25 protein-coding genes are annotated in these 25189 nt (G+C 34.0%); 22 read left to right on the forward strand and 3 right to left on the reverse strand.

Annotated features, from left to right (window positions below; translation table 11 throughout):
* Positions 1-69: 69 nt before the first annotated feature.
* Both DW114_RS13765 and DW114_RS13770 read right to left on the reverse strand, forming a co-directional pair.
* Entirely contained in the window at positions 70-1194 is a 1125-nt protein-coding gene (locus DW114_RS13765) for a GntR family transcriptional regulator (RefSeq protein WP_117454315.1), read from the reverse strand.
* 57 nt (positions 1195-1251) lie between these two features.
* Positions 1252-2406 carry an iron-containing alcohol dehydrogenase gene (locus tag DW114_RS13770; protein WP_117454316.1) on the reverse strand — a complete coding sequence of 385 codons (1155 nt, stop codon included), beginning with the start codon at positions 2404-2406 and terminating at the stop codon, positions 1252-1254.
* A gap of 193 nt (positions 2407-2599) precedes the next feature.
* Here DW114_RS13770 and ilvD point away from each other — a divergent pair, with 193 nt between their 5' ends.
* The 9 genes from ilvD (at position 2600) to DW114_RS13815 (ending at position 12481) form a co-directional block, all read left to right on the forward strand.
* Positions 2600-4321, forward strand: coding sequence for a dihydroxy-acid dehydratase (ilvD, locus tag DW114_RS13775; RefSeq protein ID WP_117454394.1), 1722 nt, complete (start codon positions 2600-2602; stop codon positions 4319-4321).
* 79 nt (positions 4322-4400) lie between these two features.
* Positions 4401-6356 (forward strand): BglG family transcription antiterminator, encoded by a 1956-nt coding sequence (locus DW114_RS13780; protein ID WP_117454317.1) that lies wholly within the window; start codon positions 4401-4403, stop codon positions 6354-6356.
* Between the two features lie 14 nt (positions 6357-6370).
* A complete protein-coding gene (locus tag DW114_RS13785) occupies positions 6371-6814 on the forward strand; it encodes a PTS sugar transporter subunit IIA (RefSeq protein ID WP_199483601.1) in 444 nt (147 codons plus the stop codon).
* A gap of 16 nt (positions 6815-6830) precedes the next feature.
* Positions 6831-7145 carry a PTS fructose transporter subunit IIB gene (locus DW114_RS13790; protein WP_117454319.1) on the forward strand — a complete coding sequence of 105 codons (315 nt, stop codon included), beginning with the start codon at positions 6831-6833 and terminating at the stop codon, positions 7143-7145.
* Between the two features lie 18 nt (positions 7146-7163).
* A complete protein-coding gene (locus tag DW114_RS13795) occupies positions 7164-8261 on the forward strand; it encodes a PTS fructose transporter subunit IIC (RefSeq protein WP_117454320.1) in 1098 nt (365 codons plus the stop codon).
* A 39-nt stretch (positions 8262-8300) separates the two neighbouring features.
* Positions 8301-9164, forward strand: coding sequence for a ketose-bisphosphate aldolase (locus DW114_RS13800; protein ID WP_117454321.1), 864 nt, complete (start codon positions 8301-8303; stop codon positions 9162-9164).
* 13 nt (positions 9165-9177) lie between these two features.
* Complete coding sequence (locus tag DW114_RS13805) at positions 9178-10353, forward strand: iron-containing alcohol dehydrogenase (protein ID WP_117454322.1); 1176 nt, start codon at positions 9178-9180, stop codon at positions 10351-10353.
* A 214-nt stretch (positions 10354-10567) separates the two neighbouring features.
* A complete protein-coding gene (locus DW114_RS13810; protein WP_117454323.1) occupies positions 10568-11797 on the forward strand; it encodes an ATP-binding protein in 1230 nt (409 codons plus the stop codon).
* A gap of 69 nt (positions 11798-11866) precedes the next feature.
* On the forward strand, positions 11867-12481 hold the full coding sequence (locus tag DW114_RS13815) for an HD domain-containing protein (protein ID WP_117454324.1): 615 nt from the start codon (positions 11867-11869) through the stop codon (positions 12479-12481).
* 89 nt (positions 12482-12570) lie between these two features.
* Here the strand turns inward: DW114_RS13815 and DW114_RS13820 are convergent, their stop codons facing one another.
* Positions 12571-13302: a hypothetical protein gene (locus DW114_RS13820; RefSeq protein ID WP_147322636.1), complete on the reverse strand. Its 732-nt coding sequence runs from the start codon at positions 13300-13302 to the stop codon at positions 12571-12573.
* Positions 13303-13417: 115 nt separating this feature from the next.
* Here DW114_RS13820 and DW114_RS13825 point away from each other — a divergent pair, with 115 nt between their 5' ends.
* The 13 genes from DW114_RS13825 (at position 13418) to DW114_RS13885 (ending at position 25116) form a co-directional block, all read left to right on the forward strand.
* Positions 13418-13954 carry a flavodoxin family protein gene (locus tag DW114_RS13825; protein ID WP_117454326.1) on the forward strand — a complete coding sequence of 179 codons (537 nt, stop codon included), beginning with the start codon at positions 13418-13420 and terminating at the stop codon, positions 13952-13954.
* Positions 13955-14220: 266 nt separating this feature from the next.
* Entirely contained in the window at positions 14221-15654 is a 1434-nt protein-coding gene (locus DW114_RS13830) for a PTS ascorbate transporter subunit IIC (protein ID WP_117454327.1), read from the forward strand.
* Between the two features lie 4 nt (positions 15655-15658).
* Complete coding sequence (locus DW114_RS13835) at positions 15659-15943, forward strand: PTS sugar transporter subunit IIB (RefSeq protein ID WP_117454328.1); 285 nt, start codon at positions 15659-15661, stop codon at positions 15941-15943.
* Complete coding sequence (locus DW114_RS13840; RefSeq protein WP_117454329.1) at positions 15940-17298, forward strand: sulfatase; 1359 nt, start codon at positions 15940-15942, stop codon at positions 17296-17298. The genes DW114_RS13835 and DW114_RS13840 overlap by 4 nt, the downstream gene beginning before the upstream one ends.
* Positions 17299-17357: 59 nt before the next feature.
* Complete coding sequence (locus tag DW114_RS13845) at positions 17358-18326, forward strand: sugar-binding transcriptional regulator (RefSeq protein WP_158552282.1); 969 nt, start codon at positions 17358-17360, stop codon at positions 18324-18326.
* A 208-nt stretch (positions 18327-18534) separates the two neighbouring features.
* A complete protein-coding gene (locus tag DW114_RS13850; protein WP_117454331.1) occupies positions 18535-19620 on the forward strand; it encodes a bifunctional chorismate mutase/prephenate dehydratase in 1086 nt (361 codons plus the stop codon).
* Complete coding sequence (locus DW114_RS13855) at positions 19617-20849, forward strand: pyridoxal phosphate-dependent aminotransferase (protein WP_117454332.1); 1233 nt, start codon at positions 19617-19619, stop codon at positions 20847-20849. Before DW114_RS13850 ends, DW114_RS13855 begins: the two co-directional genes overlap by 4 nt.
* Before the next feature lie 142 nt (positions 20850-20991).
* Complete coding sequence (locus tag DW114_RS13860; RefSeq protein ID WP_117454333.1) at positions 20992-21453, forward strand: hypothetical protein; 462 nt, start codon at positions 20992-20994, stop codon at positions 21451-21453.
* Between the two features lie 165 nt (positions 21454-21618).
* The gene (locus DW114_RS13865) at positions 21619-22548 is read left to right on the forward strand and encodes a DUF1848 domain-containing protein (protein ID WP_117454334.1); all 930 of its coding nucleotides are present in this window, start codon (positions 21619-21621) and stop codon (positions 22546-22548) included.
* Between the two features lie 155 nt (positions 22549-22703).
* Entirely contained in the window at positions 22704-23159 is a 456-nt protein-coding gene (locus DW114_RS13870; RefSeq protein ID WP_158552281.1) for a DUF1307 domain-containing protein, read from the forward strand.
* Positions 23160-23212: 53 nt separating this feature from the next.
* Positions 23213-23692 carry a hypothetical protein gene (locus tag DW114_RS13875; protein ID WP_117454336.1) on the forward strand — a complete coding sequence of 160 codons (480 nt, stop codon included), beginning with the start codon at positions 23213-23215 and terminating at the stop codon, positions 23690-23692.
* A 16-nt stretch (positions 23693-23708) separates the two neighbouring features.
* The gene (locus DW114_RS13880) at positions 23709-24155 is read left to right on the forward strand and encodes a hypothetical protein (RefSeq protein ID WP_117454337.1); all 447 of its coding nucleotides are present in this window, start codon (positions 23709-23711) and stop codon (positions 24153-24155) included.
* 124 nt (positions 24156-24279) lie between these two features.
* Positions 24280-25116: a Cof-type HAD-IIB family hydrolase gene (locus tag DW114_RS13885; RefSeq protein ID WP_158552280.1), complete on the forward strand. Its 837-nt coding sequence runs from the start codon at positions 24280-24282 to the stop codon at positions 25114-25116.
* The last annotated feature ends 73 nt before the right edge of the window (positions 25117-25189 follow it).

Raw genomic sequence — 25189 nt, forward strand, 5'->3', positions numbered from 1 at the left:
TATTCAGTACGTTTTAATTATTTGTACTGTCTACTTTTGAGAATCGTATCAGTTAATGTGGCTTTTTAGTTAATTTATTTCTATAATAGACTCTCTTTCAATTAATTGAATAGGAATTAATATTTTAATTGGTAAAGATTGATAATAATTCATTTGTTGAAGTAATGTAAAGACGGAAGCGGATCCCATAATTGATACATTAATTTCTATTGAAGATAATCTAGGATAGATTAATTTAGATTGCTCTGAATTATCATAACCTATGATACTTATATCTTTAGGAACATTTAAGCCAGCTTGCTGAATAGCTTGCATAGCCCCTAAAGCTAATCGATCATTAAATGCAAAGACAGCAGTAGGAAGTTGATTTGCTGTTTGTAAAAAGTTTTTCATAACTTTAAAACCATCGTCAAATTCCCATGAGTTTTCACCTAGAATATAGGATGATTGAATTGGAATATTAAATTCTCTTAATGCAGAAAGACTTCCTCTTAGTCGTTCTTTATTTGTTGTGTAATTTTCTTCACCTTTAATAATTGCGATTTTTTTATGTCCTTTTTTTATCAATTCTTTACATGCTTGATATGCTCCTTGAAAATTATCTGATAATACAGAAGGCATTTCAGGATGAAAAGAGTTAATTAAAACAGCAGGTATTTTCTTCTCTATTGCATAGGAAAGATGCTGTTTGCTTACATTACTTACAAAGAAAACACCAGAAAACCTTCTGCTACTTAGTATTTTCTCTAAATCGTCATCTTCATCTAAAGTTAAATAGATGAGTGAAAAACCCAACTTTTGACATTCTTCTTGAATAACATAGAATAATTGAGAATAAAAAGGCTGCCGTATTCGATCACTGTTTTGAGCATTACGGGGAAGAAAAAATGCAATTTCTTTATCATATATGCTTGTTTTTGGTAAAGGATCTGGTATATTTTCTGATTCTTTTGTAGGAAATATGGTTGTATCATTTAAGTCTTTTACAACAGTTCCCTTTCCAGCTTTTTTTTCAACTAAGCTTTCATTTACCAGAACCTGTAGCGCTTTTCTTACAGTTGTTCTATCAACATTGTAAGTTTCACCTATTTCTCGCTCTGAAGGAAGTAGACTTCCTGGTGGATAGGTGCCATCAAAAATTTTTTCTTTGAGTTTTTTTGCCGTCATATCGTAAAGAAATACCTTTTTAGGCATAAAATCCCCCCTTGCTTTTTGCTTTTACATTATATCACGCTTTTTTGTCCTAAACAATTACTTGCTTTTATCACAAGCCATACGGAAGGCATCAAAGATTAATTGTTCGTTCAAAGGTTTAGGATTACATGTAATATGACCAGTTGTACGTTTCACTATGTCAATGATTTCATCTATTGTAGGACTGTTCTTTATATAAGGTGTTAAACAATTAGGTGCATCAATGGCGGCACGAATCTCTTTTACGCGTTGAATAGCGTTCATTGCATTTTTTTGATTAGATGCAGTAGAATCATAAACATGAAGGGCCTCTGCTATTTTGGCATATTTCTTTGTTGCATAAGGTAAATTAAGTTCCATTGCAATAGGTAAGAAAATAGAACAAGCATCCCCATGAGGAATATGATAAATAGCGCCAAGTGGCTGAGCCATAATATGAGCGATGCCTATACCAGCTGTTATAGCACATCCCCCTAAATAGCTGGCAAGCATCATTCCACCGCGTGCTTCTAAATTATCTGGTTTGTGATATGCTTTTTCCAAATACTGATTAATCAGTTCAATTGATTTTAAACCAAACATTTCAGTCATTGGAGATGCATTCAATGATACATAGGATTCAATAGCGTGGCTTAAGGCATCCATACCTGTTGCTGCTGTTAGTCTTTTTGGTAGACCTAAAGTTAAATTTGGATCTAATATGACGATATCGGCAATCATTGATGTGTGATATAAACTTTTTTTCAAACCATTATCATTATTTGTAACAACACTTGTTTTTGTTGCTTCTGCACCTGTTCCAGAAGTTGTAGGAATGGCAATAAATAAAGGTGGTTCTTTTTTTACTTCTTTACCATGCATCTGATAATCATCAACATTACCTTCATTTACTGCCAGCATACCAACAGTTTTAGCAGTGTCAATTACGCTACCTCCACCGATAGCAATGGTACAATCACAATTTTCAAGTTTAAAAAGATCACGACCTTCATGAATGATATGCATATCAGGTTCTTTACCTACTTTATAAAAACTAATTGATGCAATACCTTCTTCTTCAAGCAATGATTTGACTTTGTTATATACATGCTCACCTTCTGGATAAACAGCACAAAACGCTTTTTTACACCCATACCATTTTATAAGTTTTCCTACTTCATTGATCTTATTTTCTCCAAAAATAAGTTGACGGTTGTTAACTAATTCAAACATAATATATCCTCCTGTTTTGATATCCACTTTAAAAACCAACATGTTGTTTTCAAAAACAAGGATAATGCATACATGTTTAAATGTCAATAGTGAATTTAAAATAAAACATGTTGTATTTTAAATGTTGACAACTGGTTTCCTTAATGATATGTTTGAAATAAAGAAGCGTAAAGCGAAAGGAGAAAAAAGTAATATGCAATTTAAAAGTCAAACAATAAGGGCAATTGCCCCTGAAATGGATCCATTGAGAATTGGAATGGGGTGGACACTGGAAGATTTAGATAAACCACAGATTATGATAGAAAGCACATATGGACAAAGTCATCCCGGAAGTGCACATCTAAATTGGTTCGTAGAAGAAGCGGCATCAGGAATCAAAGAAAATGGCGGAAAAGAAGCACGATATTATGTAACAGATATTTGCGATGGAATGGCACAAGGACATGATGGCATCAATTATTCTTTACCAAGTCGTGACATGATAGCGAATATGATAGAAATACATGGAAATGCGACAACTTTTGATGCAGGGGTTTTTATTGCAAGTTGTGATAAAAGTATGCCAGCAATTTTGATGGGAATTGGAAGGCTAAATATTCCAAGTATCGTGATAACAGGGGGCGTTATGGAAGCTGGGCCTAATTTATTAACGTTAGAACAAATAGGCATGTATAGCGCTCAATATGAAAGAAATGAGATAACGAAAGAACAATTAGATTATTATAAACACCATGCTTGTCCTACATGTGGTGCATGCTCATTTATGGGAACAGCAAGTACTATGCAAATCATGGCTGAAGCATTAGGACTTATGATACCGGGTAGTGCATTAATGCCTGCAACAAGTCATGAATTAAAAGATATGGCTCATAAAGCAGGTATGCTTGCAGTAGAATTAGCGAAAAAAGGCATGAAAGCAAGCGATATTGTAACAAAAAGAAGTTTTGAAAATGCGATAATGGTGCATGCAGCAATCTCAGGATCAACTAATTCATTACTGCATTTACCTTCAATAGCAAAGGAATTTGGGATTCAGTTAGAAGCAGATGATTTTGATCGAATTCATCGAAATGCTCATTATTTATTGGATATTCGTCCAGCGGGGAAATGGCCAGCACAATTTTTCTATTATGCAGGTGGTGTACCTAGGGTAATGGAAGAAATTAGATCTATGCTTTATTTAGACGAAAAAACAGTTACTGGTAAAACAATTGGAGAAAATTTAGATGACTTAAAAGCTTCAGGATTTTATGAAAAATCTGAGTCTTATTTAGATAAATGGGGAATAAAAGCGATTGATGTGATTCGTCCATTTGATAATCCAATTGGTAAAAATGGAACTATTGCAATATTAAAGGGAAATTTAGCACCTGAAGGGGCAGTGGTAAAACATTCAGCTGTGGCAAAAGAGATGTTTCATGCGACACTATATGCAAAACCGTTTGATTGTGAAGAAGATGCAATATATGCTATTTTACATCATGAAATACATCCCAATGATGCAGTAATCATTCGTTATGAAGGACCAAAAGGAAGTGGAATGCCTGAAATGTTTTACACAACGGAAGCAATTTCTTCTGATGAAGAATTAAATAAATCAATTGCTCTAATTACAGATGGGCGTTTCTCAGGAGCTAGTAAAGGACCAGCGATTGGACATGTTTCACCAGAAGCAGCTGAGGGTGGACCAATCGCATTAATTGAAGAAGGCGATTTAATACGGTTTGATATAGAAAAAAGAGAAATTAATATCATTGGCTTTAAAGGTGAAGAAAAAAGCGATGAAGAAGTTAAAAAAGAACTTAAAAGAAGGAAAGAACTTTGGATACCTAAAAAACCAAAATATACAACAGGTGTTATATCATTGTATTCTAAACATGCAGTTTCGCCTATGAAAGGTGGATATATGGAATAAAAAAGTACCGTTATTAAATACCACATGTTTTTATTTGTAAAACTTACAATTACTATAAAATATAGTCAGGAGGTAAAACATGACACAGAAAGTTGATAGTAATAACAGAAAAATTTTGGAGTTACTTCTTAATACTGAAACGGTAACAGTGGCATGGTTATCTCAGGAAATAGGGATCTCCGAAAAAAGCGTTAGAACGAAAATCGATATTGTAGATGTATTCTTACAAGAAAATGGTTTAGGCACGATTCAGAAAAAAAGACATTTCGGTATTTGGTTAGAAGCAAATGAAGAACAAAGGTTTCAAATACATCAAATTATACAAAAAGATCAAGATGTAGAGACGAAAGTAGGTAAAGATCAACGTGTATACAATGTATTAAGAGTTCTTTTGAAAAATGCGGATAAAGCTTATATTAGTACAAAGGCTTTATCTGATCGATTATATTTGAGTTTACCAACTACTCTAAAAGTTGTTCAAGAAGTTAAAGAATGGCTATCTAAATACCATGTTCGTATGATTAGTAATCGCAATTTAGGATTAACCTTAGCTTTTGAAGAGGTTGATTATCGATTGGCAGTTAGAAACTTTATTTCAAAATATGCTGCAGCAAATTATCAAGCAGAACTAACATTTATTTGCCCTGGAATTGATGTAACTGTGATAACAGAGATTATTTTGCAAAGTGAACGTAAATGGAATTTTGAATTTGCTGAAGACTCATTCCAAGATGTAGCAATATATATTTCCTTAGCCCTTCATCGAAATGCATTTCAATCTATGCCAGTATTCAAGCAACACGACATAGAACAATTGCAAGAACATACAGAATATGAATTCGCAAAATATGTATTGGATAGTGTATTTACACATTTTCATCAAGTTGCTATAGAGGAGGATATTGCTTTTCTTACTATACAATTATTATGTTCTAGATTAACAGATATTGGAGATATTACAGACACACAAAAGTTCTTCTTTGAGTTTAATACAAAAGTTGAAGATTTTGTACATAAGATTATGGAAGTCTTAAGCGATGTTTTGGATATGGATTTAATGAAAGATGAAACATTATTTACAGCATTAAAATTACATTTAAAACCATGTTTATTTCGATTGAAATATAAACGTGAATCTGGATCCCGGATGACAGCATATCTGAAAAAAGAATTTCCTGATACATTCCGTGTGGTATGGATTGTAAGTATGTTGATAGAGGAATATTTCGATTTGAAAATTACTGAAGATGAATTGAGTTACATTGTAATTTATATTCAGGCGGCGATAGATAGAAATGCTGAAAATATCAATACAGTTTTGGTTTCTTCTAGTGGTTTTGGAATCAATATGATGTTAAAAGAAAAAATTATGCGAACATTTCCTAAAATTAACATCATAGATATTATTACTGTTCATGAGTTTCGATTTAAAAAATATAAAAATGTTGAGATGATCTTGACTCTTTCAAATCTTGAAAACGAAAGCAGAGCTGTAGAAATTGATGGATTATTATCAGAAAGTAGTATGAAAGCTATTAATACAAAGTTATTAGAAATTAATAGAAAAAAAGAAGAACAAGTTCATTTTGATAAAATTTGTCATCAATTATTTGATCCAGATTTAATATTTACTCGCGTCAAAGGAAAAAGTAAAAAAGAAGTATTACGACAAGTACATAAGCAATTAGTGAAAAAAGGATATGCGAAAGAGAACTTCTTAATGACTTTATTAGACAGAGAAGAAAAAACTCCAACTTCTATAGGGAATGGAGTCGCTATACCACATGGTTCACAAACTGAAATTTATATTTCAAAAGTATGTTTTGTGACATTAGAGACTCCCATCCAATGGGATGTTAAAGAAAAAGTAGATTTTATTGCAGTCTTAGTCTTAAAAGCTGATTGTGATATAGAAATCAGAAAAATGCGTTCGTTTTATAAGTCATTTTTAGAGCTGGTAGATACAAGAGAACGTGTTGAAAATCTTGTAGCACTACAAAGTCCTATGGACTTTTATAAGTGCCTGATTCAATAGGAGGAATGGGTAGTATGAAAATTTCAGATGTAATGGACGAATCAAGGATTGATTTAAAACTAAAAGGGAAAACAAAAGATGAAATCATTGAAGAAATGGTTGATTTATTTGACAGAAGCGGCGTTTTGTGTGATAGAGAACAATTTAAAAAAGATGTTTACTTTAGAGAATCTGAGGGTGTAACTGGAATGGGTGATGGCTTAGCTATACCACATGGAAAGTCTAAAGGTGTTGAGAAAACATGTATCGCTATTGGAAGATCACAAACGCCAATTGAATGGGAGTCTCTTGATGATAAACCAATTGAAGTATTCGTTATGATGGCAGTTAAAGATACAGATAAATCAGAGTTAGTATCACTGCTTTCACAAATAGCTATTGCACTATGTGATGAAAATGTTACAAAAAAATTATTTGTAACAGAAAGTCCTAGTGAAGTAATAGATTTATTTAAATAGGAAGGGAGGTGCCAAGATGAAGATTGTTGGTGTAGCAGCATGTACTGCAGGAATTGCGCATACTTACATGGCCAAAGAAAAACTTATGAAAGGAGCAAAGGCCCGTGGGCATGAAGTGAAAGTTGAAACTCAGGGAACAATAGGTATAGAAGACGAGTTAACAGAAGAAGACATTAGAAATGCAGATGTTGTGATTTTAGCAGTAGATGTGAAAATTTCAGGTGAGGAACGGTTTAAAGGAAAGCCCCTTATCAGAGTAGGTACAAATACTGTTTTGAAAAATCCAGTAGGTTTAATTGAAAAAGTGGAGAAAGCTTTAGCTAAAAAATAAAGCGGGAGAGGAAGAAATATGGAAAAGACAAGAAAAAAATTTGAGATTAAAAAACATATTCTAACAGGAATCAGCTACATGATTCCATTGGTAGTAGCAGCCGGTCTTTGTATGGCATTAGGGCAGGTTATCGATTCAGATGTTCGTAATTCAACTGCAGGTATTGGGTATTATTTGTATCAAGCTGGTAGCTTTGGTATGTCAGCTGTAGTTCCAGTAATTACAGCAGGTGTAGCTTATTCCATTGGTGATAGACCAGGAATTGCTCCAGGTTTGATTATTGGTTTTATCTGTTCAGCAATTAAAGCAGGATTTATTGGTGGTTTAGTTGGCGGTTTCTTAGTGGGTTATTTGGTATTAGCATGTAAAAAATATATTCGCGTACCAAAAGCTATTCAGGGATTAATGCCAATTATGATTATTCCTGTTTTAGTAACTGCAGTTAGTGCAATCTTAATGTATACATTGTTAGGACAACCATTTGTTTGGTTAATGAATGTCTTAACTGAGTGGATTACTGGTTTACAATCAGGAAGTAAATTTGTATTCGGTGCTGTTTTAGGTGGTATGGCTTGTTTCGATTTTGGAGGCCCTGTGAACAAAACAATGTCAACGTTCGTTAATGGTTTGATGATTGATGGTGTTATTGGCCCTGAATCAGTTAAATTCGTTGGTTCAATGATTCCACCATTTGGTATTGCAATTTCATGCTTATTAACAAGAAATAAATATACAAAAGCAGAAAAAGAACAATTAAAAGCAGCAGTTCCAATGGGCATTTGTATGATTACTGAAGGTGTTATACCTATTGCAGCTCGTGATTTATTCCGCGTAGTATTTGCATGCGTTTGCGGTTCAGCTGTAGCTGGTGGATTATGCATGGTTTGGGGTACAGGATCTCCAATTCCACATGGTGGAATGTTAACAGTTCCTTTATTTACGAATCCTATGATGTTCTGTGTGGCATTAGCTATTGGTTCTATAATTACTGGTGTTATTTTATCATTAATTAAAAAACCTGTAACTGAAGAAGATGAAATCGCTGATTTAAACGATATTGATTTTGGTGCGAATACAGATATTAATGATGATGAAATAAAGATTGAAAATATTTAATGGATAGATAACGGGAAGAATCGTGAAGGAGAAGATGATATGTTATTAACAATGAAAGAATTACTAGATGTAGCACATGAAAATGGTTTTGCAGTAGGAGCATATAATGCAACAGAAAGCTGTTTGTTTCGCGCGGTTGTAGAGGAAGCAGAACGTTTAAATGCACCAGCTATTATTCAAGTTTCACCAGGTGAATTTAATTTTGCTACACCTGAATTTTATGAATATGTGAGAATGCGTTTAGCGAACAGTAAAGTACCATTTGCCTTACATTTAGATCATGGAAAAACATTAGAGGAAATCATGAGAGCTATTAAAGCAGGTTTTACATCTGTAATGATTGATGGATCTATGTTGACATATGAAGAAAATGTAGCATTAAGTAAAAAAGTAACAGAATTAGCTCATGCAGCAAATGTTACTGTTGAAGGTGAAATCGGAACAATTGGAGCAATTGGAAATTCAGATGAAGGTGGCGTGGATAACATTACATATACTGATCCAAATGAAGTTGTAGATTTTGTCACAAAAACAGGTGTTGATTGTTTAGCAATTGCCATTGGAACTGCACATGGCATTTATCCAAAAGGATATGTTCCAAAATTACAATTAGAATTATTGAAAGAAATTAAGAAAGTTGCGCCTGTACCATTGGTATTACATGGTGGAAGTAATAATCCTGATGATGAAATTGCTGAATCTTGTAGAATCGGTATTTCTAAAATTAATATTTCAAGCGATTTTAAGAGTGCATATTTTGCTAAAGTAAAAGAGGTTTTGGATACAACAGGAGGATTTGTGCCTGCAAAAGTATTAGATCCAGCCATTCAAGAAGCCAAAAAGGTTATAGCACAAAAAATGGAATTATTCAGTTCCATTGATAAGGCAAAACTTTATTGGTAATTGAGGATAAAATATGGATAGATTTGAATTCTACGCTCCTACTAAAGTGTATTTTGGAAAGAAACAAGAAACAAAAGTAGGAGAAATATTAGAAAAAAGTTGTTATAAAAAAGTACTAGTACATTATGGAGGTAATAGTGCTAAAAAAAGTGGTTTATTAGACATTGTATGTAATTCATTAAAAGAACACAACGTTGATTATGTTACGTTAGGAGGAGTTGTATCCAATCCAGTATTATCTAAAGTAAGAGAAGGTATTTCAATATGTAAGGAAGAAAATATTGATTTTATTCTAGCTGTAGGTGGAGGAAGTGTTCTTGATTCCGCTAAAGCAATTGGATATGGCGTTATGAATGAAGGGGATGTATGGGATTATTATTTAGGCAAGAAAGAGCCAAAAGCATGTTTACCTGTTGGTGTTGTATTAACTATAGCTGCAACAGGAAGTGAAATGAGTAATTCTAGTGTGATCACAAATGAAGAAGGTGGCTATAAACGTGCATTAAACCATGAATTAGGTATTTGCAAGTTTGCTATACTTAATCCAGAATTGACATACACATTACCTAATTATCAAACAGAAAGTGGTTGTACCGATATTCTGATGCATACAATGGAAAGATATTTTAATAAAGTGAAAACATTAGAATTAAATGATCAATTTGCAGAAAGTTTGATGCGAGTAGTCATTATGAATGCTAAAATACTGAAAGATCATCCTAATGATTATGATGCACGAGCTGAGGTAATGTGGGCTGCAAGTTTATCTCATAATGACATAACAGGCAGCAGGACATATGGCGATTGGGCTTGTCATCAATTGGAACATGAATTAGGTGGGATGTTCCAGGTTGCACATGGAGCAGGATTAGCAGCAATTTGGGCAAGTTGGGCAAGATATGTATATCAAGAAAAACCTGAACGATTTGCTAGATACGCTAGAAATGTTTGGGATATTCGTGAAGCTGATGATATAAAGGCTGCTTTGGCTGGAATTGATGCTACCGAAAAATTCTTTAAAGAAATTGACATGCCAATTAATCTTCATGAACTTTTAAATAGAGATATTACTGATAAGGAAATCAAAGAGCTTTCATATAAATGTAGTTTTGAAGAAAATCGTACAATTGGAAAGTTTAAAGTGCTAACCATTGAAGATATGGAAAAGATTTATATGATGGCGAAATAAGGGATAGAAAATTTTCAATATACAAAAAGTGCTTATTTTTTAACTAAAGCACTTTTTTTGGCAGGTAATTAAAATTGAATTTTTATCTTATCACGATGAATCATGAAATAAAAGTGTGTGACTTTTTTTGGAAGAAAATATTAGTATACAAAGACCTAATAAAGTGTTAAAATGAAGTTGCACTTCATAATTGTATGAAAAGGAGGCGCTTTTTATGTATCAAAGAGCTATAAAAAAACAGGTAGAAATTGCATTAAATAATTATCCTGTTGTCATTATTACAGGAGCAAGACAAGTTGGAAAGTCAACTCTTGCATATGAATTTGTAAAAGACAAAAACTTCGATTATGTATCATTAGATAACATTGATCAAAGAAAAATAGCGATAAAAGATCCTAAATATTTCTTACAACAATTCCATTTTCCATTGATCATTGACGAGGTCCAATATGCTCCAATATTATTTGAAGTGATTGAAGAAATCGTCAACATGAAAAGATTAGAAACAGGCGAAGCAAATGGAATGTTTTTACTAACAGGTTCACAAGCATTCCACCTTATGAAAAATGTAACACAATCTTTAGCAGGTCGCGCTAGTATTATACAAATGGAGCCATTAGGGCTAGATGAAATAATGCAAAGAAAAACAGAAATTTACATTCCAACACAAAATAGGGCATGTTTATATCAAAATGATAATCCTTTAGACGTAAAAGAAATCTTTCAATTGATATGCAAGGGGATGTATCCTGAATTATATCGAAGTGAAAAAGTAATCAATGATTATTATGAGAATTATATCTCAACTTATGTGGATCGTGATATTACGGAATTCATCAATGTCAAAGATAAAATAAAATTCCACGATTTTCTTGAATATTTAGCCGCAATGACATCCCAGCAGGTTAATGCTGCTGATTTGGGAAGAAGACTTGGAATCAGTGGTAAAACAATTCAGAATTGGTTATCCATCTTGGAGGCTACAGGACTTATATATTTTTTACAGCCATATAATGATCATTCTATCGCAAAAAGAATTGTAAGAACGAGTAAGATGTATTTTAGTGATACAGGTTTAGCAACTTTTTTGATTAAAATGAACCATCCTGAAACTCTACGTATTTCAAATTTATCAGGGGCTTTTTTTGAAACGTTTGTGGTCAATGAAATAAGAAAAACATTTTTGAATAATAAGCAACCATTCCAGGCTTATTACTATCGTGATAATAATCAAAATGAAGTTGATCTGGTATTACTATATGAAGGGAAAATGTCTTTAATAGAAATTAAACAAGGTGTATCATTTCATCTGGGAAGTGTGAAAGGCTTTAAACAATTAGAGGGTTCTATGTATCCAATTGAAAATCGAGTGATTGTATGTAATACACTAAAAAGCTATCCTTTAAACAGAGATATACAAGTTGTGCCTGTATCAAGTATATAAACAATTCCTTCTTGATTATGTGGGAAATGTCGCCTATAATCAAACTAACAGTAAAAAGGAGTGTATCTCATGGATAAAGAAAGAATAGAGAAACAATTTGCATTTTGTAGAGAAATTGATAAAGAAAAATTTATTGGTCGTCAAACGTATTTGACTGGCGCAAAACGTAAAGAAAACGATGCGGAGCATGCCTGGCATATGGCAATCATGACACTGTTATTAAGCGAATATGCAAATGAAAAAATTGATGTATTAAAAACCATCAGTATGTTATTGATTCATGACTTAGTGGAAATTGATGCAGGTGATACCTTTGCATATGATGAAGAAGCAAAGAAAACACAGCGAGAACGTGAATTAATGGCGGCTGATCGTATTTTTGGTTTATTGCCAAGTGATCAAGGAGATAAGTTAAGAGCACTTTGGGATGAATTTGAGGAAGGTACTACACCGGAAGCAAAGTTTGCGCATACCATGGATAATATTCAACCTACCATGTTAAATGCCGCAACGAATGGCAAGTCCTGGAAAGAAAAAGGAGTGCAATTAAGCCAGATATTAAATAGAAACAGCAATACGGCAGATGGTTCTCAAACACTTTGGGAATATTCTTTACAACATTTTATTGAACCAAATATAGAAAAAGGAAATATCATAGAAGATACAGAAATAAAGAAAGTTTAAACATTATGAAAGTTATATCAATCAAATGAAAGGCACAATTTGAAGTGCCTTTTATTTACTATAAAGATATGCAATGATAATACGATTGTTTATTTTCTGTTTAATAGATTTTCAAAGAAAAATGGATTTTCTATTTGATTTTCCCATTTCAAACAACCTAATTTATACAAAGCCTTGGCATGAATTCGATCATGCCATATAAATCTTCTTAATATTTTAGATATGGTCCATGCTTCACCACGAACTGTTTTGACGATTCCATTGAAAGATTTAAAATTTTCATCTAATAGTTTCATTGCGAGAACACGATTAGTATACAGATCATGCTGATCATCAATTTGTAAATGAAATCCATTCAAATAAAAATTTGTGACACCATTTGTATGTTCATACATTTCTTTTGCAGTTCTTGGGACTAATCCATAAAATGTTTTCCTTACAGGATTACGATAATAATTTTTGTCAGGAATGCTTTCATATAATGTTTGAAAATCTTTTGCGGAACGAAGTACTAGCTCTTTCATATATTCATATTCTGCATATGTCAACGGTTCTAATTCCTTATGGAATAATATTTCAGTGTCACCATCACAGACTTTTGCATTACTTTTTTCTTTTTGTGTAACAATAATATTTTTCATTTGGATAGATTCAGTTAATTGTTGATGATCTCTCCACAATAGATAAGTATTAAGTTCTTTTTCTACTTTTTGTAAAGCCTCTGCAACATATTTCCCTCTTGTAAATGCACCTGTAAAATCCTCTAAAAATATCATGCAGCCATCTTGATGATGTTCAATTATAATATTTATATTCATCATGATCTCTCCTATTCCAAGTTAAGTATAACAATCTATTTCAGAAAATAAAAGAGATACCTTGTAAAGGAACTAAAAAATGTTATGATAAAATTAAGAAGAAAGGTAAGTGATACTTATGAAAATATTAATGATAAATGGCAGCCCTCATAAAATGGGCACCACCGCCTTAATGATGGAAAAATTTATGCAAGGTGCGAAGGAAGCAGGCCATGAAATCAACGTATATGATGCAGCAGAGGAACTGGTGCATCCATGTATTGCATGTGATGCATGTCGAAAAGGAAATGATGGATGTGTATTCAAAGATGGTATGGAAATATTAAATCCCATGTTGTTTCAATCAGATATTGTCGTGTTTGTGACACCATTATACTACTTTGGAATGAGTACACAAATCAAAGCCGTTATCGATCGTTTCTATGCCAATAATACCAAACTTAGAGAAATGCCTAAGAAAGTAATTGTTTTAGCATCTTGTGGGGATACGGATGATGATACCTTTGATGCACTGAAGCATCACTTTGAAGCGATATGGAAATATCTGCACTGGACACAAATTGGCAGTGTTTATGCATTGGGCATGTATTTGCGTGAAGATATAGAAGCATCAAATTATCCAGCACAGGCATACGAATTAGGAAAACGTTTATAAAAGCAAGAAGATCAGTTGCATAAACTGGTCTTTTTTAGTGCCGTCTAACCAGGATGTGCCAGCTGAAAAATTCAATTTCCTATAGGTATATCCTTCTTTATAAATGGGAATATTTGCAGTTATATATCCAATATAAGAAAAATTTCACGATAATAAAAACAGAAAATGAAATTAATTGCAAAAATTATAAAAATATTGCTTTATTTGAATTAAATTTTATAATTAGAATCAGATAAGCGCTTACAATATTGAAAGGAGAAATATCTATGTTAGATATCGTAAATCAAATCTGGGTGGTTATTTTTAACAACATCTTATCTCGCCCGGCAATCTTTATCGGATTGATCGTCATGATAGGATACATTCTGTTAAAGAGGAAATGGTATGAGGTGCTGGCAGGTTTCATTAAGGCAGTTGTTGGATATATGATCCTTCAAGTTGGAGCAAAAGCACTTGCAGGAACCATTACACCAATTCTTACAGGAATTCAACAAAAATTTGAACTAAAAGCAGCCGTTATAGATCCTAATATCGCATATATTGCCGCAAACAGCGCATTAGAAAGTATTGGAGTCGTTACATCATTCGCAATGTTGACATTGCTTGTCGCATTTATCTGGAATATCGTTCTGGTATTCTTCCGTAAATTCACAAAAGTCAGAACACTATTCACAACCGGACACATTATGGTTACACAAACTGCAGTAGCAACATGGATTGTATATTATCTAATTCCATCTCTGCAAAACTTTGTGGGTATTGTCGCAGTTGGATTATTAATTGGTACATATTGGGCAGTATTCTCTAATATGACAGTCGAAGCAACACAGGAATTAACCGAAAATGCAGGATTTGCCGTAGGTCACCAGCAGATGCTTGGTATCTGGATTGCACATAAATTTGGCGCAAAACTGGGTGATAAAAATAAAGGCGTTGACAGTATGAATATGGGAGGCGCCTTAAAGATTTTAGAAGATTATGTTGTATCCACAACACTGTTGATGTTGATCTTCTTTGGCATCATTCTATGTATCATTGGTGAGCCTTTATTGAGAAGTGTAGATACTGCCGCATTCCCGGCTAATATTTCCTTCATTGTGTATATCTTTGAAAAATGTGCATCCTTCGCAGTCAATCTGGTTATCCTTCGTACAGGTGTCAGAATGTTCGTTGGTGAAATGATTGAATCATTCAATGGTATCTCAAATTCAGTATTAAAAGGTTCTTTACCAGCAGTCGATTGTGCTGCCACATATGCATTCGGTTCACCAAATGCTGTTGTATTAGGCTTCTTATTTGGTGCAGTTGGACAGATGATTGCCATCGCAGGATTATTGATCTTTAAATCTCCATTGATGATTATTCCAGGCTTCGTTCCATTATTCTATGACAATGCAACGATTGGTTTATATGCGAATATGAAGGGTGGATACAAAGCGTTGATCATCCTTTGTGTAGGATCTGGATTACTACAAATCTTAGGAAGTGCCGGAGCTTTATATCTATTCGATATGGCAAAATTCGGTGGTTATGTAGGAAATCTTGACTGGGCAACCTTATGGCCTGCACTTGGTATCTTAATGAAATATTTAGCAGTTCCAGGATTGATCTTAGGCGTCGTATTGATGCTGGCAATTCCACAAATTCAATATAGAAAAAATAAAGAACATTACTTTGATTTAGAAGTAGAGGAGGAATAAACATATGTTAAAAGTTATGGTAGCGTGTGGCTGTGGTATGGGAACAAGTCAGATTATGAAAACCAGAGCACAACAGGTATTAAAAGAATTAGGTATACAGGCAACGATTCATCACACAAGTCTTGATGAAGCTCAATCAATCGCAAATGATTTTGATTTGATTATCATCAGTGAAGCATTTGTTAAAAACTTTAAAGTACGTGAAAAGACCAAAGTTGTCGGTTTAAAAAATCTTCTTTCAAAAACAGAATTAAAAGAGAAAATACAAGCATTAGGAATTAGTGAATGAGAAAGAATGTCCTATACATTCATACACATGACAGCGGTATCTATTTTCAACCCTATGATATCCATATCCATACACCAAACTTAGATGCCTTTGCGAAAGATGCCGTGTGCTTTGATGAAGCATATTGCTGTTCTCCAACATGTTCTCCAAGTCGTGCTTCTTTATTGACTGGTCGATATCCGCATACCAATGGTATGCTGGGGCTTGGAAATAGAGGATTTGAGATACACGATTATGGAAATCATATCGTACAACGTTTAAATCATGAAGGATATCATACAGTGTTGTGTGGTATCCAGCATGAATACGGCCGTTATAAAGATCATCAATTAGGTGCAGATAAAATTGGTTATCAGGAAAATATCACAACCAGCTGCAGCGAATATAAAGATAAAGATCTGGTGGAATGGGATGCCCATAATACAGATGCCTTATGCCAATGGCTGAAAACAGAAAAAAAAGAACCATTCTTTGTGTCCATGGGTTTCTTTAGTACACATCGTGAATATCCGGATATAGATATGAGTGAAGAAGAACTACGAGCACTTCATCTACCAGAGTTTTTAAAGGATACCATGGAAGTAAGGAAAGATTATGCAGGACATATGCGTTCAGTGGAAATGTTTGATCAAAACTTTGGGAAAATCATTCATATGTTGAAAGAAACAGGTCATTATGATGATACTCTGATTATGTTTACCACTGATCATGGGGTACCTTATCCATTCGCAAAATGTACACTGTTTGATTCAGGTATTCATGTGGCATTGATTATGCGAGATCCTAAACCTATAGTCAAAGGCGTACATATAAAGGGATTGGTATCTCAAATTGATGTTGCGCCAACGATATGTGACTTATTAGGAATAGAAAAAGATGATGGCTATCAGGGAAAAAGTTTTGCGAAAGTATTTTCCAATCTACATGAAGAAATGGATGAAGCAGTATTTGCGGAAATCAACTTCCATACATCCTATGAACCAGCAAGATGTGTTCGTACAAAAGATTATAAGCTGATTTGTTACTATGGAGATTATGAAAAAATTAATAGATCAAATATCGATAATTCTCCAACCAAACAGTATTATATGGAGCATGGCATGTTGGATAAGGAGAAATGTATGCTGGCATTATATGATTTAGCAAACGATCCGCTGGAGCAACACAATGTAATACAGGAAAAAGAATATCAGGAAGTTTATCAAATGATGAAACAAAAACTGGAAACATGGCGAAAGGAAACTGGCGATATGGCACTGCCATTAACAGAAGATAAATGGGAAAAAGCGTGGCAGGTCAATCAGCCGGCTTGTATTGATCCAAAAAGCAAACGAGAAGAAGATTTTATTCAATGAGAGGCAGCTGCCTCTTTTTGTGCTCGTTATGTTACAATATAACTAAAGGGGAAATCATTATGAAAGAGAAATATTCAGAAAGTGAAATGAACATGATTGCGGAAGTTGCACGTATGTATTATGAAGAAAATCTGCCACAAACAACCATTGCGAAACGTATGTTTTTTTCTAAATCAAAAGTGTGCCGCTATTTACAAAAAGCAAAGGAATTAAAGATTGTTGAGATACAAATCAATTATCCTTTGAAACAATCCACCACACTGGAAACGATGCTGAAGGAGAAATATCAGCTGAAAGATGCCATTGTCATTACAGATTCATCCAATGATGAAAATAAAGATTTTATTATCAAGCGTTTAGGAGAACAGGCTGCTAAATACATAGATGGATTGATTAAAGATGGTGATTCTGTAGGTATTTCCTGGGGAAGAACATTGAATCAGATGGTGCAGCAGATGAAACCTAAAACCAGTAAAAAGGTAAGATTTGTACAATTAACTGGAGGTTCTGCGGAGGGATATCATAATGGATTAGATACCGCTAATCTGGTACGTAAGATGACAGAAAAATATAATGGTACCCAGACGATGTTGTATGCCCCATTATATGTAGAAAGCGATATTGTAAGAGAAGAACTGATGAAAGAGCCTATCATACGTCAAGCATTTAAGGAAATTAATCATTTAAATTATATCATTACCGGAATTGCTAGTATCCGTGCAAAAGAATTATCTGGAACATGGGCAGGTTTTCTAAATGATCAGTCAAAAGAAGCGATGATTAAAAAAGGTGCGATTGGTTATATGTGTGGGCATTTCTTCGATGTGGCAGGCAACCCAATTGACGATCATCTTGAAAAAAATATCATTGGTATCCAGCTTGACCAGATACGAAAAAATCAGAATGTGATCGCAATTGCTGGTGGCGTAGATAAAGCAAGAGCGATTCATGCAGCTTTGGTAGGCGGTTATATTAACTATTTGATTACAGATAGCAAGATAGCGGAAAAGATATTATCATTTCATTAATGTAAAAGAAGTATAACGAAAAACTATTTCTCAGATCATCGGGAAATAGTTTTTTAGAATCGTAAAAGGTAAATATCAACTACACATATCCTATGTGTTTACAAGCCATTGAAATTTATCAAATATATTTTTCATAAATTTTCTGAAAATTGTATGAATACCCATGGAATTATTGTATAATAGGGTGGAAAAAAGGGAGTGAAGTATAATGAGCCTTCTGGATGATGCTAGAAAGCGAATCAATGAAGTAGATGCGCAAATGGCTGATCTTTTTGAACAGCGGATGCAGGCTGTAGAAGATGTCATACGATATAAAGTGGAGCATCAAATGGATGTTCTGGATACAGGCAGAGAAAAAGATGTATTAAAGCGTAATATGGGCCTGATCAAACAAGATAAATATAAGGATAGTTATTTAGCGTTCATGGAGGATATGTTGAAGATCAGTAAGGATTATCAAAAATCTGTCATCTACCATGATACAGTAGGATATCAGGGCGTACAGGGAGCATTTTCCCATATCGCCAGTGAAAAAGTATTTCCTTATCGAAAGAAAAGAAATTTTGCGTCTTTTGAAGATGTATTTCAGGCAGTATGTCAAAATGAAATAGCTTATGGTGTCATTCCTTTTGAAAATTCATTTACTGGAGAGGTTGGGGAAGTGCTGGATCTTTTACTTCGTTATGATGTGTATATCCAACAGATCTATGATTTGAAAATATCGCAAAATCTATTGGGTGTGAAAGGGGCTACCTTGCAGGATATCAAACAAGTATATTCTAAAGATCAGGCAATTTACCAGTCTAAACAGTTTTTAGAGGGACGTGGATATGAGTTGATTCCATATCCAAACACAGCACTTGCGGCAGAATATGTCGCAAAGCAAAATGATAAAACCAAAGCAGCAATCGCCGCTAAAGAAAATGCGGAATTATATGGGCTGGATATATTAGCTGAGGATATCAATACCAGTGAACAAAATACAACAAGGTTTATTATTATTGGAAAAAAACTTGTGAAAGAGGGAAATCGTTTCTCCATGATCTTTACCGCAAAGCATGAAGCCGGTGCACTTGTAAAGGCAATGGAAGTGATTTCCAAACATGGATTCAATATGGAAAGCATCAAATCCAGATCCATCAAAAACAAGCCATGGGCTTATTATTTCTATGTGGAAATTGACGGCAATTTACAGGATACGAAAGTAGTGGAGCTGTTGATGGAAATGAATGAAGTTTGTGAAGATGTTAAATTATTAGGCGCATATACAAAAGAAAGCAGGGATGAAAAATGAGTTTTGTGAAAAGTAAGGTAAACACAACACCAATCGAGGATACAGTATTTGCGATTGTGAAAAAAGCGAAAGAAGCAAAAGCAGCCGTAGGAGCTGAAAATGTAGTGGATGCGACCATTGGTTCTTTATATAACGAAGAAGGAACAATTGTTGCATTTGACAGTGTATTTACACCATACAACAATATTCCAAAAGAAACTAAAGCCGCATATGCTGGTAGTTTTGTAGGAAATGACAGTTTCCGTGATCAGGTATATAACTGGGTGGTAAAACCTAGTGGATGCAGCTTAGCACATAGTGTCATCGCAACACCTGGAGGAACTGGTGCTGTCGCAATCACGTTGAGTGAAATTCTGGATGAAGGAGAAACTGTAATCCTTCCAGAAATCGCATGGGGTTCTTATAAATTAATGGCAACCATGGATAATCTGAATGTAAAAACTTATTCATTATTTGAAGGAGATCATTTTAATCTAACAAGCTTCAAAGAAACTTGTAAGGAAGTCATGAAAACACAGAAGAAACTTTTAATGATCATCAATGATCCATGTCACAATCCTACAGGGTATTCACTCACGATAGAGGAATGGAAAGAAGTTGTGGCATTCTTAAATGAATGTGGAAAACAGGTACCAGTGGTATTATTAAATGATATCGCATATATCGATTATGCATATGATTTACCTCATTCAAGAGATTATATGGCAACATTTGATGCATTCAGCGAAAATGTAATGGCAGTCATTGCGTTCAGTTGTAGTAAGGCGTTAACATCTTATGGCTTGCGTTGTGGTGCGGCAGTATTGTTGGGAAAAACCCAGGAAATTGTCAGAGGTGTAGAAATCGTATTTGAAAAAGCAGCTCGTGCAACATGGAGTAATGTTCCAAATGCTGCTATGGACAACTTCACATATGTCACAACAGAGAACTATGATACGTATATGAAGGAAAAAGCATATTATGTGGACTTACTGAAACAAAGAAGTGATATCTTTACATCAGAAGCAGATGCTTGTGGACTGGCATATTATCCTTATAAGGAAGGATTCTTTGTTACCGTGAAGATTGAAGATAATGCATTACGTGATCGTTATCATGAAGCATTGATGGCACAGCATATTTATACTGTAAAAGTCAATAAAGGTATTCGTGTTGCGGTATGCTCCTTAAGCGTTGATAAGACAAAAGGTCTTGCGAAACGTATGAAAGATATTCTTAATTCATTATAAAATAGAAATTGGGTCTAAAAATGGTACGAATTGTACAGTTTTTAGACCCTTTTTACAAAGTTTCCTCTAACTGATATGTGATACGCATTCTAAAACTATTTATGGTATAATGCATACGTAGTAAAGAAAGAGAGGAACCTAAATGAAAAGAGTTTTTAAGAATTTATTTTTCTGTATGCTTATTCTGGCAGGACTAAGTGCATGTGATGTGACAACAAGTTTTTGTTATACGTTTAACATCGATAATGGTGATAAAGTTGATGTCACATTGGATACGTCAGATGGACATAAAATAAGCCAAAAAGACGGTGAGTTCTTTATCAAAAAAGATGATAAAACGTTATTAAAGGGAAATTTTATGAGGCAATCGGATTATGAAAATTTTCGTGATCGTGCATTAAATATGGAGGGCGTAACCATTAAAGAGGATCATTCTAAAGATGAAGTACCATCTATTCGTTTTAACGCAAATTCTGATGGAGATAAGGTATTCTTTATCCAAAAAGTAAAAGATACCAACACTTTTATTGGAATTTCCAGTCCTCTATCCGATGATGAGGCAGTAAAGGCATTTTCTTATCTGACATTTCAAAAGCATGAGTGATTTATAAAAGGGATACACCTGCCAGATATCCCTTCTCATTATAAAATAAACATATTATAAGGCTCTCTCTTTCAGCATCACATTCGAGATGCTTTTCTCTTTTTTATAATCCAATCATTTGTATTCTGTATCAAACTTTTGTATAGTAATACCAGAGGTGATGATATGATTTTATTCGTAAGTGGACGATGTGACATCCCGGCATATTTTAGTAACTGGTTTTTTAACCGCTTAAAAGAAGGCTATGTGGATGTAAGAAACCCATTTAATCCACATCAGATATCCAGAATCATATTGAATGAAGCCAATATTGATGTCATTATTTTCTGTACAAAGAATCCTTTGCCTATGTTGCCAAGATTAAAAGAAATCCCTTTTCCCTATATATTTCATGTCACATTAACTGGATATCATAAGGATATTGAACAGGCAGTACCTGATAAAAAAGCGATTATCGAAGGTATAAAGAAGATGTCAAGTCAACTGGGCTCTAAACGTGTAATTGTCAGATATGATCCCATCTTATTAAACGATGTATATACCATAGAGTATCATTGCCGTGCATTTGAACGATTGTGTAAACAATTAGAAGGCTATGTAGAAACGGTGATTATCTCCTTTGTGGATATGTATAAAAATACGCGTAAGAACATGGCTAAAATGAAGCTTCAGCCATTAGAAGAAGCACAGATGAAGATGATTGGAAAAGCTTTTGGGGAAATTGCCCATAAGTATCATATGCATATACAAAGCTGTGCAGAAAAAGTAGATTTATCCATGTACGGCATTGAAGCAAGACCGTGTATGAATATGGAAGATATTACCCAGGCAATCGGATATTCATTTGAAAAGCCAAAAGGTAAAGGTGTCAGAGAACAAGTCTGTGGCTGTATTGCCAGTGTAGATATCGGGGATTATAATTGTTGTCCTCATGAGTGTTTATATTGTTACGCCAATTATGATGCAAAATCAATTAAAGAGAGAATCAAATTGCATGATGAACATAGCAGTGTTTTATTAGGCCATTTGACAGAAGAGGACCATATTACTATTAGAGGTAATAAAAACGTGACACAAAAGGCATTTAATTTATAGAAAAAAATAGAAAAGACGTATATGTGACAGCATTTTTTACCACTTTTTGATATGGATTTCCAATTTTCGACAATTTTGAAGATATTTCAAGAGCCCTTTGGTATAATAAATGTGTATAGAAAGGGACAGATTAAAATACTGTCAGAGGGATGGTTATGAAAAAGTTTTTAGCATTCGCATGTGCAGCAGTTTTATTAGCAGGTTGTGGTTCATCTGAACCAAAAAAAGAAACAAAAACATGTTCCATGGAAGAAGCAGGAATGAAAATGTCTATTAAGATGGATGCAGAAGATGATGTAATTAAAAAGATGGAAATGTCTTATGTTTTCCCTGGATCTATGTTAGGTGGAGATGTTTCTAAATTAAAAGAAGATGATTTAAAAACAATGGGAGATGCTGTATTATCTCAATTAGGCATTAAGGAAGGTGAAGGTATTGCCGCAGTATTCAAAGCTGATGGAAAAGATTTAAAAGCGACAATCAATATTGACCTAACAAAAGCAGATACTGATATTTTGAAGAAACAATTCAAGATGGAAGGCAACACAAAAAATATTAAGTTAAGTGAAACAGTTAAAAGTGGAGAAGCAGACGGCGCTACATGTAAATAAGTTTCATGATTATAAATGAAAAATATTATATTTAGAAGATGGAGAAATACATAATGAAACATAAACAAATAATGGCATTTCTTTTTGCGGCAGTTTTATTAACCGGTTGTGGTTCTAGCTCAAAAGAAGTAAAAAAAGAAACTAAAACATGTACAACCGAATATCAGGGCATGCGCATGTCTATGAAAATGAATGCGGAAGATGATGTCATTAAAACAATGGATATCCAATATCTTTATTCAGAAGAAATGCTTGGTTTTGATGCTTCCAAAGTAGATAAAGACCAGTTAAAAGTGATGGAAGATACCGTGATGACACAGTTAGGCTTAAGCGGTGATGAAGAAGGCGTTAAAGCAACCGTGAAAGTTGATGGTACCGGCATGAAAATGGATATCCATGTCGATTTGATGAAAGCTGATTCTAAAGTGCTAAACAAATTCAGTATCACAGGAAATACGAAAAACGTAAAACTTAGTGAAACGGTAGAAAACGCAGAAAAGGGTCAGGAAGGTATTAAATTTACTTGTAAATAAATGAGGAGAGAAAACTATGAAAAAATTATTCGCAATCGCATGTGCTGCTTTATTATTGGCAGGATGCTCATCAGAACCTAAAAAAGAATCAAAAACCTGTTCTATGGAAGTTTATGGAATGAAAGCAAGTATCAAACTTGATGCAACAGATAACAAAATTACCGCAATGGAATTGGTATATGATGTTCCAGAAAGTGTATCACAAAAAGATGCTTCTCAAATGACACAGGAAGATTTGGACAAAGAAGGAAAAGCAATGTTAAGCAGAATGGGCGTTGATGGTAAAAAAGGTGTTAGCGCAGAATATAAAGCAAATGGAAAAGATTTAAAAGTAGTTGTTAAAATTGATATGGCAACGGTAGAAGGTTCTACACTTAGTACATTAGGCTTTGGTGATTCTAAAGATGCACCATTTGATAAAACAATCGAATTATCAGAAAAACAGGGAATGACTTGTAAATAAGCAAACAGAAAACGTATTGGCATCATACTGATACGTTTTTTTGTATGGAATTTTCTTCCTTTTGAAAATAATATTATATAGAAAAGTGATATAATTGCTCTGAATGAAAAGGAGGAAGGATGTTATGGTAAAGCTTTTTGCGTGCGATTTAGATGGCACTTTACTAAATAAATATCATGAAACAGATGATGTGATTTTGGATGCTGTGGATCAAGTTATAAAAAATAACCGCTATTTTGCGATTGCGACAGGTCGTCATATGCATGAAAATCAGAAAGAAAAATTAGGAATGTATCATCGAGGTGTATATACGATTTGTATGAATGGGGCGTTGATATTTGATCCAAAAGGGAACTCTATTTATGAAAATTATCTCAATCAGGATTTTCTAGCAAAGGTATTAAAGACATTTCCTACCATTGATTTTGAGTGTATCGGAAAAGATCATACATTTCTTAGAATCTCCAAGGACCAACATATAAAAGAATTCGAGAAGCGCAGTATCTGGAAAAAGGTGTTACGTAAAACAGATATTCATGAATTTATGAAAGATTGTTTATATGAACAAAGTGATGAGGAAATCTTAAAACAGGGGATTATGAAAATCAATTGTCGGGTAGAGGATGAAGCGTTGCATCATGATTTAACTGCATTTATCCAAGCGCATAGCGATATCGTCGTCAACGCACCTTTTCAGGATGAAATCTTTGAAATCACAGATAAAAGTGTAAATAAAGGCGAAGCAGTCGCAAAGCTTGCCCAGCTTTTGAATATCGCAGAAGATGAAGTTGCTGTTTATGGTGATGGAGGAAATGACTTGGAAATGTTAAGTAGATTTACCCATGCGTACGCAACAGAAAATGCAAGTGATGCTGCGAAGAAAGCCGCAGGGAATGTGATTGGACATTGTGATGATCATGCAGTGCCAAAACATATTTTAGAGATAATATATAAATCTTAAGATGAATCCAGGCTTTATATGTAGTCTGCTTTAGATACATAGAAGGCTGGGATTTTTATAATATATTGTTATA

It is taken from the genome of Absiella sp. AM09-50 (genome assembly GCF_003433845.1).
Lineage (GTDB): Bacteria > Bacillota_I > Bacilli_A > Erysipelotrichales > Erysipelotrichaceae > Hoskinsella > Hoskinsella hominis.

Excerpts from the sequence above, each read along its gene's own strand:
- DW114_RS13780 (WP_117454317.1), top strand. The coding sequence starts at position 4,401 with ATGACACAGAAAGTTGATAGTAATAACAGAAAAATTTTGGAGTTACTT.
- DW114_RS13790 (WP_117454319.1), top strand. The coding sequence starts at position 6,831 with ATGAAGATTGTTGGTGTAGCAGCATGTACTGCAGGAATTGCGCATACT.
- DW114_RS13880 (WP_117454337.1), top strand. The coding sequence starts at position 23,709 with ATGAAAAAATTATTCGCAATCGCATGTGCTGCTTTATTATTGGCAGGA.
- DW114_RS13855 (WP_117454332.1), top strand. The coding sequence starts at position 19,617 with ATGAGTTTTGTGAAAAGTAAGGTAAACACAACACCAATCGAGGATACA.
- DW114_RS13885 (WP_158552280.1), top strand. The coding sequence starts at position 24,280 with ATGGTAAAGCTTTTTGCGTGCGATTTAGATGGCACTTTACTAAATAAA.
- DW114_RS13830 (WP_117454327.1), top strand. The coding sequence starts at position 14,221 with ATGTTAGATATCGTAAATCAAATCTGGGTGGTTATTTTTAACAACATC.
- DW114_RS13820 (WP_147322636.1), bottom strand. The coding sequence starts at position 13,302 with ATGATGAATATAAATATTATAATTGAACATCATCAAGATGGCTGCATG.
- DW114_RS13770 (WP_117454316.1), bottom strand. The coding sequence starts at position 2,406 with ATGTTTGAATTAGTTAACAACCGTCAACTTATTTTTGGAGAAAATAAG.
- DW114_RS13850 (WP_117454331.1), top strand. The coding sequence starts at position 18,535 with ATGAGCCTTCTGGATGATGCTAGAAAGCGAATCAATGAAGTAGATGCG.
- DW114_RS13860 (WP_117454333.1), top strand. The coding sequence starts at position 20,992 with ATGAAAAGAGTTTTTAAGAATTTATTTTTCTGTATGCTTATTCTGGCA.
- ilvD (WP_117454394.1), top strand. The coding sequence starts at position 2,600 with ATGCAATTTAAAAGTCAAACAATAAGGGCAATTGCCCCTGAAATGGAT.
- DW114_RS13765 (WP_117454315.1), bottom strand. The coding sequence starts at position 1,194 with ATGCCTAAAAAGGTATTTCTTTACGATATGACGGCAAAAAAACTCAAA.
- DW114_RS13800 (WP_117454321.1), top strand. The coding sequence starts at position 8,301 with ATGTTATTAACAATGAAAGAATTACTAGATGTAGCACATGAAAATGGT.
- DW114_RS13845 (WP_158552282.1), top strand. The coding sequence starts at position 17,358 with ATGAAAGAGAAATATTCAGAAAGTGAAATGAACATGATTGCGGAAGTT.
- DW114_RS13865 (WP_117454334.1), top strand. The coding sequence starts at position 21,619 with ATGATTTTATTCGTAAGTGGACGATGTGACATCCCGGCATATTTTAGT.
- DW114_RS13785 (WP_199483601.1), top strand. The coding sequence starts at position 6,371 with ATGAAAATTTCAGATGTAATGGACGAATCAAGGATTGATTTAAAACTA.
- DW114_RS13825 (WP_117454326.1), top strand. The coding sequence starts at position 13,418 with ATGAAAATATTAATGATAAATGGCAGCCCTCATAAAATGGGCACCACC.
- DW114_RS13840 (WP_117454329.1), top strand. The coding sequence starts at position 15,940 with ATGAGAAAGAATGTCCTATACATTCATACACATGACAGCGGTATCTAT.
- DW114_RS13815 (WP_117454324.1), top strand. The coding sequence starts at position 11,867 with ATGGATAAAGAAAGAATAGAGAAACAATTTGCATTTTGTAGAGAAATT.
- DW114_RS13835 (WP_117454328.1), top strand. The coding sequence starts at position 15,659 with ATGTTAAAAGTTATGGTAGCGTGTGGCTGTGGTATGGGAACAAGTCAG.
- DW114_RS13810 (WP_117454323.1), top strand. The coding sequence starts at position 10,568 with ATGTATCAAAGAGCTATAAAAAAACAGGTAGAAATTGCATTAAATAAT.
- DW114_RS13870 (WP_158552281.1), top strand. The coding sequence starts at position 22,704 with ATGAAAAAGTTTTTAGCATTCGCATGTGCAGCAGTTTTATTAGCAGGT.
- DW114_RS13875 (WP_117454336.1), top strand. The coding sequence starts at position 23,213 with ATGAAACATAAACAAATAATGGCATTTCTTTTTGCGGCAGTTTTATTA.
- DW114_RS13795 (WP_117454320.1), top strand. The coding sequence starts at position 7,164 with ATGGAAAAGACAAGAAAAAAATTTGAGATTAAAAAACATATTCTAACA.
- DW114_RS13805 (WP_117454322.1), top strand. The coding sequence starts at position 9,178 with ATGGATAGATTTGAATTCTACGCTCCTACTAAAGTGTATTTTGGAAAG.